The sequence below is a fragment of the Rhizobium sp. OAE497 genome (genome assembly GCF_040546565.1).
GTDB lineage: Bacteria > Pseudomonadota > Alphaproteobacteria > Rhizobiales > Rhizobiaceae > Rhizobium.
This window is the reverse complement of record NZ_JBEPOA010000003.1, coordinates 421,684-436,431: the sequence shown is the minus strand read 5'-3', so window position 1 is coordinate 436,431 and position 14,748 is coordinate 421,684. Positions and strand designations below refer to the sequence as shown.

The following is a 14,748-nucleotide window of genomic DNA, read 5'->3' as shown; positions in this document are numbered from 1 at the left end:
TTCCATGCGCTTGGAACAATCGGCTCTTCCAGAAGTTTGCAGCCAAACTCATGGGAGAACTTCTGATGAACACTGGACTTACACGCGTCGCGGCGTTCGCGGCGGCGACGCTCTGGCTAGTCACTGTAGCCGACGCGCAGCAGGGAGACGGAACCGAGGTCCAGATCACCACCAACGTGTTCAAACCCAACAAGGTCGCTCCAACGAGCGAGCGGATTGGCCAGCTCAAAGTCCCCGAAGGCTTTTCCGTCCAGCCGTTCGCGCAAGGCTTGGGCAACAGCCGCATCATCGCCGTCTCCAACGAGGGCTTTGTCTACGTCAGCCGACGGGAGGAAGGGGATGTTCTGCTTCTCAAGGACGAGGACGGAGACGGAAAGGCCGATAAGGCGCCTATTCAGGTTGTAGCGCGTGCGCAGGCGCACGGACTGGCGATCAAGGACAACAAACTTTATCTCGTCACCGTCAAGGAGGTCTTCGTCGCCGACATCGAGGAAGACGGCACCCTCGGGCCGCTGGAAATGATCATCGGCGATCTGCCAGATGCGGGCCAGCATCCAAACCGGGTGATGGCTTTCGGTCCTGATGGGATGCTCTATATCAGCGTCGGCTCGACCTGTAACGCCTGCAACGAAAGCAATGCCGAGAACGCCACGATGCTGCGGGTGTCGCCTGACGGCAAGAGCCGCACGATCTTTGCCTCCGGACTTCGCAACACTATCGGTTTCGACTGGAACCGGCAGACCGGCGAACTCTGGGGCCTTGACCATGGCATCGATCTGCTCGGCGACGAGGTGCAGCCTGAAGAGCTGAACAAGCTGGAGATGGGCAAGCAATATGGCTGGCCCCATGTCTATGGAAAAGGCGACATCTATCCGCAGTCGACGCCGGTCGGCGGCCTGACAAAGGAGCAATGGCGCGATCAAAGCCAGCCAATGGTCATGGGCTACGCCGCCCACGCTGCGCCGATGCAATTGAAGTTCTACAGCGGCACGTCGTTTCCGGCGGAGTATGCTGGCGACGCCTTCGCAACGATGCGTGGCTCATGGAACCGCAATCCGGCGTCCGGCTATGAAATCGTCCGCATTCATTTCGAAAACGGCGCGCCGAAGTCGATCGAGCCGTTTCTGACCGGCTTTCTGACCGACGGCGGCAAGACGCATTTCGCCCGTCCAGTCGGTCTTGCCATCGCCAGAGATGGTTCGCTGCTGATGGCCGACGACGCCAACGGTGTGATCTACCGCGTCGCCTATACCGGCAATGCTGAGAAGGTCGCCGAGAGTAAGGCAGTCCCTGCCGAGGCAATGAAGGCACAGGCTGACAAGGGCGTCGGTGTTCCGCTTTCCAAGGATCGTCCCGAGACCGATGGCAAGGGCGCGATCAAAGTATCGTCCGCGGCTTTCGCGACGAACGGTGCAATCCCTTTGAAGCACAGTGAATATGCCGACGGCGTTTCTCCGGCTCTTCGCTGGGAGAGCGTACCGGGTGCGGCCTCCTATGCGATTGTCATGGAAGACCCGGACTCCCACCCGATCAAGCCGTTCGTGCATTGGGTGGCGTGGAATATTCCCGCCTCCGTCACAAGCCTGCCCGAAGGGCTGCAAGAGCAGCTACGCCTGGTGGAACCGGAAGGCGTCCTGCAAGGTCGCAACAGTTCCGGCACGCATGGTTATTTCGGACCCAAGCCACCGGTCGGGGACGCTGCCCATCACTATCACTTCCAGGTCCTGGCGCTGGACTCGGTGCTGGATATTCCGCCGACCTCCGACCGCGATGCGTTCCTTGCAGCCGCTGCTGGCCACGTGTTGGCCAAGGGTGAACTGGTCGGCGTCTATCAGCAGAAGTTCGAGCCACCGAAACAGTGACGCGATCTTCGTCTCTCATTCCCCGCTCTCATGTTCAGGAAATGTCATGCTCGTTTCACTCAACACTCTCAGGGTCGCGGGACTTGCGATCATCATCGGTTCCACGGCAGCAGTCGCGCAGGCTCAGCAAGCACAGCCCGACCCGCAGATGCAGGCCGTGCTTGACGCGCTGAAGGCGCTGGACGCCAAGCCGCTGCACACCTTGAGCGTTCCGGAGGCTCGCACCCAAGCGAGTGCTGCCGACGCGGCACGCACCGTGCAGCGCGACAAGAAAATCTCGGCGCTGCCGGAGGGCAAAGTCGCGACCAAGGACATTGCCATCCCGACGGGCGGCGGCGCACTGCCCGCACGCGTTTATATCCCTGAAGGATCCGGTCCTTTCCCGGTGGTCCTCTATTTCCATGGCGGTGGCTGGGTCGTTGCCGACATCAACACCTATGACGCGACACCGCGAGCGCTGGTGCTCGGCACGAAAGCGATCGTGGTATCGGTAGACTATCACCATGCGCCGGAGAGCAAATTCCCGGCTCAGCACGATGACGCATGGGCGGCCTACACATGGACTGTCGAAAACGTTCACACGCTGAATGGAGATGCAAGTCGTATCGCCGTCGCTGGAGAAAGTGCTGGCGCTAACCTCGCGGCGAACGTCGCTTTGATGGCGAAGGCAAAGAAGACGACAATGCCGGTTCATCAGCTGCTGGTCTATCCAATCGCCGGCAACGATATGAATACACCATCCTACCAGGAAAATGCCAATGCCGCGCCGCTCGGAAAAGCGGACATGGAATGGTTCGTCGGACATGTCTTCAAGTCGAAAGACCAGACCGCCGATCCTCGCATCAACCTCGTCGGCCGCGACGATCTGAGGGGCCTTCCATCGGCGACGGTCATTACCGCCCAGATCGACCCCCTCCGTTCGGAAGGCCAGGCCTATGCCGACAAGATGAAGGCGGCTGGGGTTTCGGTAAACCTCATCAATTACGAGGGGGTAACCCACGAGTTCTTCGGCATGGCCAAGGTGATCGACAAGGCCAAGGAGGCCGTCGATGCGGCCAACGCGGACCTCGCCAAAGCCTTCGCCAAACGCAAATGAACAGCGGCCAAATGGAGCCCCTCATGAAACACCGCACACTGATGATGACCGCTTTGTCGGTCTTGCTCGTCACACAGCCGCTTGCAGCGCAGGAGATCAAACCCAAGCCCGCCGGCGATGCCTCGCCGATGATGGTCGTTGACCGGCCCACCTTCGTCAAAGTCGTTTCAAGCGCCAACGAATTCGAGATCCGCTCCAGCGAGCTCGCGAAGCAGAATGCCCAACAACAGGGCATCAAGCAGGCAGCCGACATGATCATCTCTGACCATAAAAAGGCCGGCGAGAAGCTGAAGGCGACGCTTGCGTCCAAGGACGCGGCTCCCGCCGAGCCCATAAAACTCGCCCCGAAACAGCAGAAGATGCTGGATCAGCTCCAGGCCGCGAAAGGCAAGGATTTCGACGCGCTTTATCTCGACATGCAGGCCCAGGCGCATATCGAGGCCGTCGCTCTGTTTCGAACCTTTGCCGGATCCGGCGACGATCAGGCACTGATAGGCTTTGCCAAGGAAACTCTTCCGAGTCTCGAGACGCATCTCGCTCACGTCAAGATGCTGATCTCCGAGCAATAAAATAGGGGTAAGCACAAATCTTCGATCCGACGACTTGATGGCAGAGGTGGGAAGCTCCATTGGCAAAGCGAACGGGGCAACGGCTGTCATGGAAACGAAGCCGCGCTGACAGCTCGGTTGCCTGCCTTAAGACAAATAGAGGCCCGCCGCCCTTCTACGTAACCGAAGGGTGGCCATGGCAGCATTCTGCCGAGCTCGCAGGCCTGCCCGGTTCTGAAGCGTGCGGCTGCTGAGATCTTCAGCCGCGTCTTGCTTCAGATTGCTCTCCACCGCCATCATAGCGCCGGAAAAGCTCGCGCCGATCAACTCGACGCCGCCGAAAAAGTCGCTGGCTACCGACGGTTCGACACCACTCACTGCGTCAACTGCGTGCTCGAGCAGTTCGATCAGAACATGAGCTGCGGACAGCGGCTCAAGCGTCGCACCAGTGATTGCGCGACGACGATCAACAGGGGTAGCCTCCTCCCGGAGAGCTTCGATGAACGACAGTGCCGCTGCGCGGTCCTGTTCTGCCGCTTCGATCAAGCGAGCAGAGATCGAATCCAGCCTTTCAATGACCAGGTCGTTGTTGGTGCCATGCTCGCTCGATACCGCCAGAGCCATTCTTATCATGGCGATGCCCAACCTGCCCGCGATTAGCGACGCGGTGCTGCCGCTGATAGAAGGCTTCGACTGCCCGATTTGGGAAAGCAAATCTCCAAGCCGCATGTCAAGCAGTTTCATGGACCGCTCCATCTCTTGAGATACTCGAAATCGAATTCAACTTGCAATCTAGCCCTCCGCATTCGCGCGGAGCTTTCGGATGAGGATGTAACCTGACAGGCAAAAGCAGATCGAATTGGTCAGAATGATTGGCCACTCGCCGCGCAGGATGCCAAAGACAGACCACAAGGCGAAGCCGAACACCGTCAGCATGTACATCCGCGCCGAGATCGCGGCGGTATCGCCTGTTTTTATGACTTTCCAGACCTGCGGCAGGAAGCTGGTCACGGAACACACAGACGCTAGGTAGCCAATCAGCAAGGTAGTATCCATTCGCCGATCCTTCTTTTCATCGCATCAATGGTCACTGCGTCGTGGCAGCTGCCGGCAGAACTTCGCGCGCCATGAAGCGCATGAAGCCGGTCTGATCACGCGAGACGTTATGGATGTATATTTCGTCGACGCCGCAGCCTCTACAATCGGCGATAAGATCGAGGAGGGTTTGCCCTGATGTCACCAGGGGGATGACGTTATCCATCTCCTGAGGCTCGACCTCGGCAGTCTCCCGATCGAATTCGGCTGGCGTTCTCAGATTCGCGAGGCAGTCGAGATCGGCAGCCGCGACCCGCCACTGGTCCCATGCTGCGTGACGCGCTTCGTCTTCTGTTCGTCCCCAGCTGATCTGAAGCTGAACCGCTATCGGCTTGTCCGAGCCGCCGCCAAACTCGAACCGGGCGACCATCTCGCTCAGTTCGTCTTTCGGCTTGTGCACTGTAATCAAGCCATCGGCCCACGATCCCATCCAACCGGCCGTTTCCGGAGATAGAGCAGCGCCAAGTATAGCCGGTGGCCGAGACGGAAGCGTCCACAGCCTAGCGGCTTCCGTCGCAAACCACGGATTGGCGTCCGTAACGCTTTCTCCTTTGAGCAGTCGGCGTATGATCTCGCAGCCTGCGATTAGGCGATCATTGCGCTCCGGCTTGACGGGCCAGCCCCTTCCGACAACGTGCTCATTCATGGCCTCGCCGCTTCCGGCGGCGATCCACCGTAGCCTGTCGGGAAACATCTCGGCGATCGTCGCAACCATATGCGCAAGCACGACGGGGTGATAACGCCATCCGCAGGGGATAGCGAGGCTGCCGAAGGGCAGGGACGTTGTTGCCAGGGCAGCGCCGAGCCAGGCCCAGTTGTTTCCCGAGTTTCCCTGCCGCTCGCTCCACGGCGTGATGTGATCGGACGTCATGATTGCTTGAAAGCCTGCGTCTTCCGCCTGTCTCACATAAAGCAGCAGTTCGCTCGGCGGAAACTGCTCATGAGATGCATGATAGCCGATGATCACTGTTGCCGCTCCCGTACTGCTACAAACGGTGGAAATGCGTCAAGCGCACGACGATCTCTTCTTGGGAAAGCTGTTTTTCCAGTCTTTTCCGATAGTCGGCCCACCACGAACGGTCCACCTCCTCCGTCATGACTTCGACGACCACGATGCGGTCGCGCTCTGTGTCGCCGCCTTCCTTCCACAATCCTTCCGCAGGCGCGTGCGCGTGGGTCGTCACGCCGCCGAACGCCTCGGTCAGTTCCCCGCGGATAGCGTCGAGCGTTTTACGCTCGAATGTCTTTGTCACAGGCAGAAGGATTTCGATGAGATATGGCATGGGGTTCCCTCTGGGATATGGGCAGCTTAACTTCGCGGGCAAGGTAGGGTTCCGGGAACTGTTGGTAACGTCAGAAGTTTCGCCTCGACATTCGGATTTGTATTGCTGCTCGAAGGATAGCGCATGGAGTTTCACTCGCCGTACCGCCATGGTTTCGTTCGCTGCGCCACCTGCACGCCGGAGTGCGAGGTCGCCGATCCCGAGTTCAACGCTGCGGCGATCCTCACGCTCGCTCGCGAGGGCCACGAGCGGCATGTTGCCCTTATGGTTTTCCCTGAACTTTGCATCTCGGGCTACGCCATCGACGATCTGCTCGGTCAGGATGTCTTGCTCGACGCCGTCGAGACAGCCATCGACTCGATCGTCTCGGCCAGCAAAAACGTCAGCCCGGTCCTGCTGGTCGGCGCGCCGCTGCGGCACGAAAGTCGGCTCTTCAATTGCGCGGTCGTTATCCACGCAGGACGGGTCCTCGGCGTCGTGCCTAAGACGCATCTGCCCAATTACCGCGAGTTCTACGAAAAGCGCTGGTTTGCATCCGGCCGCACCGTGCAGGACGCCGAGATTTCGGTCGCGGGTCAGGTTGTGCCTTTCGGTATCGATCTACAGTTCGCTGCAAAGACTGTCGCCGACTTCATCTTCCATGTCGAGATCTGCGAGGATCTCTGGGCGCCAGCGCCGCCGAGCGATTTCGGCGCGCTGGCCGGCGCGCTCATCCTGGCCAATCTGTCGGCGAGCAACATCACGGTCGGAAAGGCCGATGTCCGCAAGCTCCTCTGCTCGGCTCAGTCGGCACGTACGTGGTCAGCCTATCTCTATTCGGCCGCCGGCCCTGGTGAATCGACCACCGATCTCGCCTGGGACGGGCAGGCTTGCATTTACGAGCTCGGCGATTTGCTGGCCGAGACTGAGCGCTTCCCCAACGGCTCACAGATGTGCATCGCCGACATCGATCTCGAACGGCTCCGGCTGGAACGGATGCGCACAGGCACCTTCAACGATGCCGCCACGCTGAATCTCGCGACGAAGACCTTTCGTCAGATCGCGTTTGAGTTCGAGACACCGCACCGCCGAATGGACCTTGCGCGCCCGGTCGCCCGTTACCCCTTCGTCCCGGCTGACCCCTGGCGGCTCGATCAGGATTGCTACGAGACCTTTAATATTCAAGTCCAGGGTCTGATGAAACGGCTGAAGAGCACCGGCATCAAGCGGCTATGCATCGGTGTGTCGGGCGGCCTGGACTCGACCCATGCCCTTCTCGTTGCAGCGCGTGCTTTCGACCGGCTGGAATGGCCCCGCTCGGGCATTCTCGGTTTCACCATGCCAGGTTTTGCGACAGGCGATGCGACAAAGTCCAACGCCTGGGCGTTGATGCGCAGCCTCGGCATCACCGCGGAAGAAATCGACATCGAACCGCTCGCCACGCAGCTGTTGAAGGATCTCAAGCATCCCTACGCTGAAGGCGAGCCTGTCTACGATGTCACCTTCGAGAACGTCCAGGCAGGGCTTCGCACCGATTTTCTGTTCCGGGCCGCCAACCAGCGCGGGGCTTTGGTGCTCGGGACAGGTGATCTCTCGGAGATTGCCATTGGCTGGTCGACCTACGGCGTCGGCGATCAGATGAGCCACTACAATGTCAACGCGTCGGTCTCGAAGACGTTGATCCAGCATCTCGTCCGCTGGGTCATCAAGTCGGAACTCTTCGATCAGGAGACGGGCAAGACGCTCGGCAGCATTCTTGATACGGTGATTTCGCCCGAACTTGTCCCCGCCGATGAGCAGGGCCGGATCCAAAACACGGAGGACAAGATCGGCCCCTATGATCTGCATGACTTCTTTCTCTACTACATCACCCGTTTCGGCCTGAAGCCTTCAAAGGTCGCCTACCTCGCACACAACGCCTGGCATGCTCGCGAGACCGGCGAATGGCCGGCGTATTTTCCGGAAGCCAAGAAGCGCGATTTCGATCTGCCGACGATCAAGACATGGCTGGAAGTCTTCCTCTTCCGATTCTTTACGATCAGCCAGTTCAAACGCTCTGCGTCGCCGAACGGACCAAAGGTCACCTCGGGCGGTTCGCTCTCGCCGCGAGGCGACTGGCGGGCGCCGTCGGTCGGAAATTCGCGCGTTTGGCTCAAGGAGCTCAAGGAAAACGTACCCGACTGACCAACGCGCGAACGTTAACTCATGGGAGCCGATATCGACCGGAGGAAATATGATGGAGCTTGGCAACTGGCGACATATCTGTGTCGATGCTCAACGAATGTTTGCGGAAGACACGCCTTGGTATGTTCCCTGGATGGCACGGGTCCTTCCTCAGCTTCTCGAGGTTTCGGGCCGCCATGCCGAGCGGACGATTTTCACCCGCTTCATTCCGCCAAAACGCCCCGACGATGTGGTCGGCGCCGGAAGGACTACTATCAGAAATGGTGGATGATGACCGGCGAGCATCTGCCGCAGGAAATGCTTGATCTTTCGCCGGCGTTGCAGGCCCTCGTGCCACCCGCCCGCGTTTTCGACAAGATGACCTACTCGCCTTGGGTAAACGGCGTGTTGAACGCGCACCTGCGGCAAGAAGGCGTCGGAACCGTCGTCGTCACAGGCGGTGAGACCGATGTCTGCGTGCTGGCAACCGTGCTCGGGGCGATCGATCTCGGTTTTCATGTGATCGTCCTGACCGACGCCGTCTGCAGCGGCGCCGATGAGACGCACGACGCTGCCGTAGACCTGCTCGGCGACCGCTTTTCAGTTCAACTGAATCTGATGAAGACGGAGGAATTTTTGTCGATAGCGACCACCTGAGGAACGGACAATCGACCCGAGGCTTTATCCCCACGAGACCAAGCCGTGAAGCTCTTCGCTAAAAGCAGCCTCACCCGCGACCCACAGACAGGAGACACCTATGGCCATCAAAGCACTCGCCTTTAACAGCACCCTCAAATCCTCCTCGTCGTCGGAGGTGTCCTCGACGGGAAAGCTGCTGGACCTTATCTCGAAGGAGTTCGAGAAGCATGGCGTCGAGACCGAAATCATCCGGCTGGCCGACCACGACATCAAAGCAGGCGTGACGTCGGATGAAGGCGACGGGGATGCCTGGCCGGAAATCCGAGAGAAGGTGCTGGCCGCCGATATTCTTTTGGTTGGCACGCCGATTTGGCTTGGCCAGCCGTCGAGCGTCTGCAAGCGCGCTTTGGAGCGCATGGATGCGTTCCTGGAAGAGACGGATGACCAGGGTCGCATGGTGTCGTACGGCAAGGTCGCGGCCGTCGCTGTCGTCGGCAACGAGGACGGCGCCCATCACGTCTCCGCGGAAGTGTACCAGGCGCTCAACGACGTCGGCTTCACCATTCCTGCCAATGCAGTCGCCTATTGGGTCGGCGAAGCGATGGGATCGACAAACTTCGTCGACCTCAAGAAAACGCCGGAGGAAGTCGAGACGATGATCTCCATGCTGGCGCGCAACACAGCCCATCTGGCCGGTCTGCTCAAAGGTTCGCAGTACCCCGGCGAGGAGGAATGATGGCACCGGCTCAAGCAGCATCCCGCGTCCCGCCCGCCTTTGTTCAACCACATGCCGAAGCTCGCCGACTTTCGGCTCTCCGGCAGGAGTCAGAAAGCTGCGAGCGGTGCGACCTCTATAAGAATGCTACTCAGACTGTATTCGGTGACGGCGCGCAAGCCGCGCGCGTCATGCTCGTCGGCGAGCAACCGGGAGACCGCGAGGACATTGCCGGCAGGCCATTCGTCGGCCCCGCCGGCAAGCTGCTGGACGAGTGTCTTCACGAGGCCGGCGTCGATCGATCGCTGTGCTACGTGACGAACGCGGTGAAGCACTTCAAGTTCGAACCCAGGGGAAAGCGGCGCATCCACGCCAAGCCGTCGGCCGGCGAGGTGCAACGATGCGCCTGGTGGCTCGGCGGCGAACTCGACGTACTGCGTCCCGATCTCGTCGTCGCTCTCGGCGCGACCGCCCTTTATTCCCTGATGGGCCGTTCGGTCGGCCTTAATAAAGAGCGGGGCCATATCTTGAAAACGTCGTCGGGCCTGCATCTGCTGGTGACAATCCATCCGTCCTTCTTGCTGCGCATCCACGATCACCAGGACCGCGACGCCGAGCGAGCCCGCTTCGTCGACGATCTGCGCAGCATAACGCACTATCTCAAGTAAAACGCTCTCGGCAGCCAAATTCACTCCAACGCGACCGGCATTCCAGGGGGATGATTGTACGTCGCCGGACGCCGGCTCGGGCAGACGGAACTACAAGACCAGGGACGGCGTTACTTTTCGCCATCCAGTGGAGGACCCGATGTCACCTGATCCAAAATCGTCTCCGGCAGTGCAGGCATACGAACTGGAAAAAGCCCGTCAACGGGATGAAGAGGCAAAGGGCGACCTCGATCAGGCGCTGGAGGACACGTTTCCCGCCTCTGACCCGGTCTCCCATACGATCACATCAGTTCCGGCAGGGCGAGCGGACGTCGAAGAGGCCGAGCGCGTCAAAGCAAGCTCGCATGAAAGCCACTCAAATGTCAGCGTTCCGAACAGCGTGCGCGGCTGGATCCGGGAAAACCCGCTCACTGCCGTGGCGGTGACGGCTGCCATCGCGTGGGTCCTTGGCGCAAGCCGTTAGGTCATTGAGATGAGTGCCCCTCTCGACGGTTCGATTAGCCCGCTCACTTCTGAACATCCAACGCCACGGCCGACGTCTGGCTCGGTCCTCAAGCAACTTGGACCTGGTTTGATCACTGGTGCCGCCGATGACGATCCGAGTGGTATCGCGACCTATTCGCAGGCCGGAGCCCAGTTCGGCTTCAACATGCTTTGGACGATGCTGCTGACCTATCCGTTGATGTCGGCAATCCAGCTGGTGAGCGCCAGGATCGGACGAGTGACGGGATCCGGCCTTGCGGTCAACATGGGCGCGATCTGGCCGAAGCCTCTCGTCGTGCTGCTGGTGTGTTTCCTGTTTGTTGCCAACTGTATCAACATCGGCGCCAATCTCGCAGCGATGGGTGCCTCCGTTGAATTGGCGACCGGTGTTCCAAGCCTCCCGATCACGATCTCCGTCGCGGTGGTTTCTCTCGGCCTGCAGATGTTCGTGCCCTACGAGCGCTACGCCAATATCCTCAAATGGTTGACGCTGGTACTGTTTGCCTATGTGGCTGTGCTGTTCGTCGTCAAGATCGACTGGCTCGCTGCCCTCAAGGGATTTGTCTGGCCGAACTTCTCGCTGGATGGCAACAGTTTTACGGTCGTCGTCGCCATTCTCGGAACGACGATCAGCCCGTACCTGTTCTTCTGGCAGTCGAGCCAGGAGGTCGAGGAGATCGATCGGAAGGACGCGGCTGAGCCATTGGAGGACGCTCCCCGCCAAGCTCCGAAAGAACTCAACCGCATTTCGCTTGACACGTTCGCCGGCATGGCGGTCTCCAATCTGGTGGCGATTGCGATCATGATGTGCGCCGCCGCAACCCTGCACGCCTCCGGCAAGACCGACATCAACTCAGCTGCGGACGTAGCGGAGGCATTGAAGCCGATCGCAGGCAACTTCGCCTTCGTGGTCTTCAGCGTCGGGATTGTCGGGACGGGATTGCTCTCCATTCCCGTGCTGGCCGGCTCGGCCGCCTACGCTTTTGCCGAAACCCAGGACTGGAAAGTCGGTCTCGGTCACAAACCGTGGGAGGCCATCGGCTTTTATGCTGTCATATCAGCGGCTACCTTATTCGGGCTTGGCCTCGAATTCGTGCCGCTTGACCCGGTCAAAGCATTGTTCTGGAGCGCGCTCGTCAATGGCTTCGTCGCGGTGCCGATCATGGTCGCGATGATGGTGATCGTCAGCAGTAAAAAGCAGATGAAGGAGTTCACGGCGCCGATGCTCATGCGCGTCTGCGGCTGGGGTGCAACCGCGGTCATGGCGATTGCTGCTGTCGCGATGCTGGTTTTCTAATGCCACGGTGGGAAGCGCAACGCGTCCGGGTCAGGGAAAGAGTATCGGAATGGCTGCGCCACGGCTCATGAATTGATAATGCAGGTGACAACGCTGGTGCCGAATTGAAAACAAATGACGGCTCTTCCTTAGACGGGGCAGCGTGAAGTCGTCATTTGTCCGCACAGCTAGGGTCTTAACTCAACTCGCGGGCGGCGAACACGGCCGCCCCCTCTCGGTGCGGCCGAACAGCAGGCACGGCGCGAGGCCTGGCGCAATCTCGGCCAGCTCAGGCAGATGCCGGGTTTCGAGAACGCCTATATAATCGCCACCGGCCCGCAGATCGGTATCCGCGAGACACGCCGCCCGAAATCCGTTGAGGACATGACCGGCGCGGCACTCGAAACGGGCCGCCGCCGTCCGGACGGCATCGGCCGCGCCGCCCGGCCGATGGAAGGTAAGCGCTGTCCTGACCCCACCTTCCGGATCATCGCTTGATCATTGATGTTCAACCTCGAAAGAGGGCTTGGACATATGTCGATTTCAGAACTTACGCTTAAATCCAAGGATGAGCCGATACGCCGGTTTGAGGTGTTCACAGGCAATGGCCGTCGCCGCGAATGGAGCGACGATCAGAAGGCGCAGATCATTGCGGAGAGTTGCGAGCCCGGCGTCACGGTGTGCTCTGTGGCGCGGCGGCATGGATTGACGCCGCAGCAGTTGTTCACATGGCGACGGCTCGCCCGAAAGCCGCTTGATGTGTTGTCGGTGCCGGAGCAAGCACCAATGTTTGCACCAGCAGTCGTCGTGTCGCCCGAGAATTCGGAGCCGAAGAAGGCGCGGCAAGCACGTTGCCAAGAAGAACTTCTCCGGAGGCGGCCATTGAATTGCGGATTGATGGAGCCTGGCTGCGCATTGCCTCTGGCACCGATGCTGCAACCATTGCCGCCGTCATCCAGGCGTTGAAGGCTCAGTCGTGATTGGCCCGTCCGGTGCGGAAAAAGCGATGATCGCCACCAAGCCTGTCGACTTCCGCAAAGGTGCTGAAGGATTGGCGGCACTGGTAAAGGCCCAGATGGGTGCCGACCCGTTCTCGGGCACGATCTACGTGTTCCGGGCCAAACGAACGGACCGGATCAAGCTGGTCTTCTGGGACGGCAGCGGCGTGTGCCTGGTCGCCAAGCGGATCGAGGATGGCGAGTTCCATTGGCCTCGAATGCAAGACGGTGTGATGCATCTGACGGCCGCCCAGTTCTCGGCTCTGTTCGAAGGATTGGACTGGAAACGCGTGCATGCGCCGAGCGAAACGCGCACGCCGATAAAGGCCGGATAACGGGCGCGACCAATTGAATCAGAGCCATTCATCGTCTCGCTCCGAGCGGCAAAATATGCTGTTCTCGATCCATGACGATGACGGCAGACGAGCTTCCGGATGACCTGAACGCGCTGAAAGCAATGGTGCTTTCGCGTGAGGCGGAGAATGCCCGCCTGCGGCAGATCATCAAGGAATTACAGCGTCACCGCTTTGGTCGACGGGCAGAGACGCTTCCAGAGGACCAGCTTCTGCTTGGGCTTGAAGAGGCCGAACAGATCGAGGCTGCCGGGCTGGAAGAGAAGGAACAAGGCTCGACTGCTCTGCGCCAGGCGCAGGTCGCTAAACGACGTACGAACCGGGGTTCACTGCCAGCGCATCTGCCGCGCGTCGAGATCGTGGTCGATATCGATGACCATGCCTGCCCCTGCTGCCGCAACGACCTGCATCGGATCGGCGAGGATGTCAGCGAGAAGCTCGATCTTGTGCCCGCCCAATTCCGGGTGCTCGTGCTGCGCCGCCCGAAGTATGCCTGCCGGGCCTGTGAAGAAGTCGTAGTCCAGACTCCGGCCCCGGCAAGGCTGATCGAGGGCGGCATCCCGACAGAGGCAACCGTCGCCCAGGTGCTGGTATCTAAATATGCTGACCACCTGCCGCTGTATCGCCAGGCGCAAATCTACAAGCGTCAGGGCATCGACCTCGACCGTTCGACGCTCGCCGACTGGGTCGGTCGCGCCGCCTGGCATCTACGCCCGGTCCATCAGCGGCTGCTCGATCATCTGAAGTCATCGTCCAAGCTCTTCGCCGACGAGACGACGGCCCCGGTGCTCGATCCGGGACGTGGCAAAACCAAGACCGGCCAGCTTTGGGCTTATGCACGAGATGACCGGCCGTGGCTGGGCGATGACCCGCCCGGTGTCACCTATGTCTACGCGCCAGATCGCAAAGGCGAACGACCGATGACCCATCTCGACGGCTTCGTCGGCATCCTGCAGGTAGACGGCTACAGTGGATATCGCCCGCTCGCGGCAAAGAACACCGTGTCGCTAGCCTTCTGCTGGTCCCACGTTCGACGCCGCTTCTATGAGCTGGCTGCGGCCGGTCCGGCACCCATCGCCAGCGAGGCGCTGCGACGCATCGGCGAACTTTACAGGATCGAAGAAGGGATACGTGGCCGGACCCAAGAGGAGCGTCGTGTCGCCCGTCAGGAAAAAAGTCGTCCGATTACCGACAGCCTCGTTCCCTGGCTGCGTGAACAACTCGGCTACATCAGCCAGAAGACAAAGCTCGCCGAAGCAATCCGCTATGCCTTGTCACGCTGGGACGGCTTGACCCGCTTTATCGACGATGGCCGGATCGAGATCGATTCCAACGTCGTCGAACGGTCAATCAGGCCAATTGCCCTCAATCGCAAGAATGCGCTATTTGCCGGTTCTGACGCCGCGGCCGAACACTGGGCGACCATCGCCTCGCTCATCGAGACGGCAAAGCTCAACAATGTCGAGCCACTGGCCTATCTCTCAGACGTCCTCACCAAGATCGTCAACAATCATCCAAATAGCCAGATCGACGACCTGCTGCCTTGGGCCTATGCCGCAACGCACGATCTCAAAGCCGTGGCCTGAAAAC

The 14,748-nt window shown here is 60.1% G+C and carries 14 protein-coding genes and 3 pseudogenes; 13 read left to right on the top strand and 4 right to left on the bottom strand.

Features of this window, described 5'->3' with window-relative positions; translation table 11 throughout:
• Nucleotides 1–65: 65 nt before the first annotated feature.
• From ABIE40_RS28685 to ABIE40_RS28675, 3 genes are read left to right on the top strand one after another with little or no spacing between them, the layout of a single operon-like run.
• Entirely contained in the window at nucleotides 66–1,862 is a 1,797-nt protein-coding gene (locus ABIE40_RS28685) for a YbhB/YbcL family Raf kinase inhibitor-like protein (protein WP_199628521.1), read from the top strand.
• Nucleotides 1,780–2,958, top strand: a complete 1,179-nt coding sequence (locus ABIE40_RS28680; RefSeq protein WP_354541216.1) for an alpha/beta hydrolase — start codon at nucleotides 1,780–1,782, stop codon at nucleotides 2,956–2,958. The genes ABIE40_RS28685 and ABIE40_RS28680 overlap by 83 nt, the downstream gene beginning before the upstream one ends.
• Before the next feature lie 23 nt (nucleotides 2,959–2,981).
• A complete protein-coding gene (locus ABIE40_RS28675; RefSeq protein WP_199628523.1) occupies nucleotides 2,982–3,527 on the top strand; it encodes a DUF4142 domain-containing protein in 546 nt (181 codons plus the stop codon).
• Between the two features lie 126 nt (nucleotides 3,528–3,653).
• Here the strand turns inward: ABIE40_RS28675 and ABIE40_RS28670 are convergent, their stop codons facing one another.
• The 4 genes from ABIE40_RS28670 to ABIE40_RS28655 are packed head-to-tail and all read right to left on the bottom strand — an operon-like array spanning nucleotide 3,654 to nucleotide 5,884.
• Nucleotides 3,654–4,250 (bottom strand): cyclodeaminase/cyclohydrolase family protein, encoded by a 597-nt coding sequence (locus ABIE40_RS28670; protein WP_183795994.1) that lies wholly within the window; start codon nucleotides 4,248–4,250, stop codon nucleotides 3,654–3,656.
• A gap of 48 nt (nucleotides 4,251–4,298) precedes the next feature.
• Nucleotides 4,299–4,562, bottom strand: coding sequence for a SemiSWEET family sugar transporter (locus ABIE40_RS28665; RefSeq protein WP_199628524.1), 264 nt, complete (start codon nucleotides 4,560–4,562; stop codon nucleotides 4,299–4,301).
• Nucleotides 4,563–4,593: 31 nt separating this feature from the next.
• The gene (locus tag ABIE40_RS28660; protein ID WP_199628525.1) at nucleotides 4,594–5,568 is read right to left on the bottom strand and encodes a TIGR03885 family FMN-dependent LLM class oxidoreductase; all 975 of its coding nucleotides are present in this window, start codon (nucleotides 5,566–5,568) and stop codon (nucleotides 4,594–4,596) included.
• A 19-nt stretch (nucleotides 5,569–5,587) separates the two neighbouring features.
• Nucleotides 5,588–5,884 carry a hypothetical protein gene (locus ABIE40_RS28655; protein WP_199628526.1) on the bottom strand — a complete coding sequence of 99 codons (297 nt, stop codon included), beginning with the start codon at nucleotides 5,882–5,884 and terminating at the stop codon, nucleotides 5,588–5,590.
• A gap of 123 nt (nucleotides 5,885–6,007) precedes the next feature.
• On the opposite strand from ABIE40_RS28655, the gene ABIE40_RS28650 reads away from it, so the two are divergent.
• The 10 genes and pseudogenes from ABIE40_RS28650 (at nucleotide 6,008) to tnpC (ending at nucleotide 14,744) form a co-directional block, all read left to right on the top strand.
• Nucleotides 6,008–8,047 carry an NAD(+) synthase gene (locus ABIE40_RS28650; RefSeq protein ID WP_199628527.1) on the top strand — a complete coding sequence of 680 codons (2,040 nt, stop codon included), beginning with the start codon at nucleotides 6,008–6,010 and terminating at the stop codon, nucleotides 8,045–8,047.
• A gap of 49 nt (nucleotides 8,048–8,096) precedes the next feature.
• A pseudogene (locus tag ABIE40_RS28645) lies at nucleotides 8,097–8,683 on the top strand (cysteine hydrolase family protein).
• Nucleotides 8,684–8,783: 100 nt separating this feature from the next.
• Nucleotides 8,784–9,401 carry a flavodoxin family protein gene (locus ABIE40_RS28640; protein ID WP_199628528.1) on the top strand — a complete coding sequence of 206 codons (618 nt, stop codon included), beginning with the start codon at nucleotides 8,784–8,786 and terminating at the stop codon, nucleotides 9,399–9,401.
• Nucleotides 9,401–10,048, top strand: a complete 648-nt coding sequence (locus ABIE40_RS28635) for a UdgX family uracil-DNA binding protein (RefSeq protein WP_199628529.1) — start codon at nucleotides 9,401–9,403, stop codon at nucleotides 10,046–10,048. The genes ABIE40_RS28640 and ABIE40_RS28635 overlap by 1 nt, the downstream gene beginning before the upstream one ends.
• A 139-nt stretch (nucleotides 10,049–10,187) precedes the next feature.
• A pseudogene (locus tag ABIE40_RS28630) lies at nucleotides 10,188–10,382 on the top strand (hypothetical protein); the annotation flags it as partial.
• Between the two features lie 138 nt (nucleotides 10,383–10,520).
• Nucleotides 10,521–11,828 carry an Nramp family divalent metal transporter gene (locus ABIE40_RS28625; RefSeq protein WP_199628531.1) on the top strand — a complete coding sequence of 436 codons (1,308 nt, stop codon included), beginning with the start codon at nucleotides 10,521–10,523 and terminating at the stop codon, nucleotides 11,826–11,828.
• Nucleotides 11,829–12,050: 222 nt separating this feature from the next.
• A pseudogene (locus tag ABIE40_RS28620) lies at nucleotides 12,051–12,305 on the top strand (FAD-dependent oxidoreductase); the annotation flags it as partial.
• A gap of 6 nt (nucleotides 12,306–12,311) precedes the next feature.
• Nucleotides 12,312–12,773 (top strand): IS66-like element accessory protein TnpA, encoded by a 462-nt coding sequence (gene tnpA, locus ABIE40_RS28615; protein ID WP_199628532.1) that lies wholly within the window; start codon nucleotides 12,312–12,314, stop codon nucleotides 12,771–12,773.
• Nucleotides 12,774–12,783: 10 nt separating this feature from the next.
• Complete coding sequence (gene tnpB, locus ABIE40_RS28610; protein ID WP_199628533.1) at nucleotides 12,784–13,140, top strand: IS66 family insertion sequence element accessory protein TnpB; 357 nt, start codon at nucleotides 12,784–12,786, stop codon at nucleotides 13,138–13,140.
• Nucleotides 13,141–13,211: 71 nt separating this feature from the next.
• A complete protein-coding gene (tnpC, locus tag ABIE40_RS28605) occupies nucleotides 13,212–14,744 on the top strand; it encodes an IS66 family transposase (protein ID WP_199628534.1) in 1,533 nt (510 codons plus the stop codon).
• Nucleotides 14,745–14,748 lie beyond the last annotated feature (4 nt).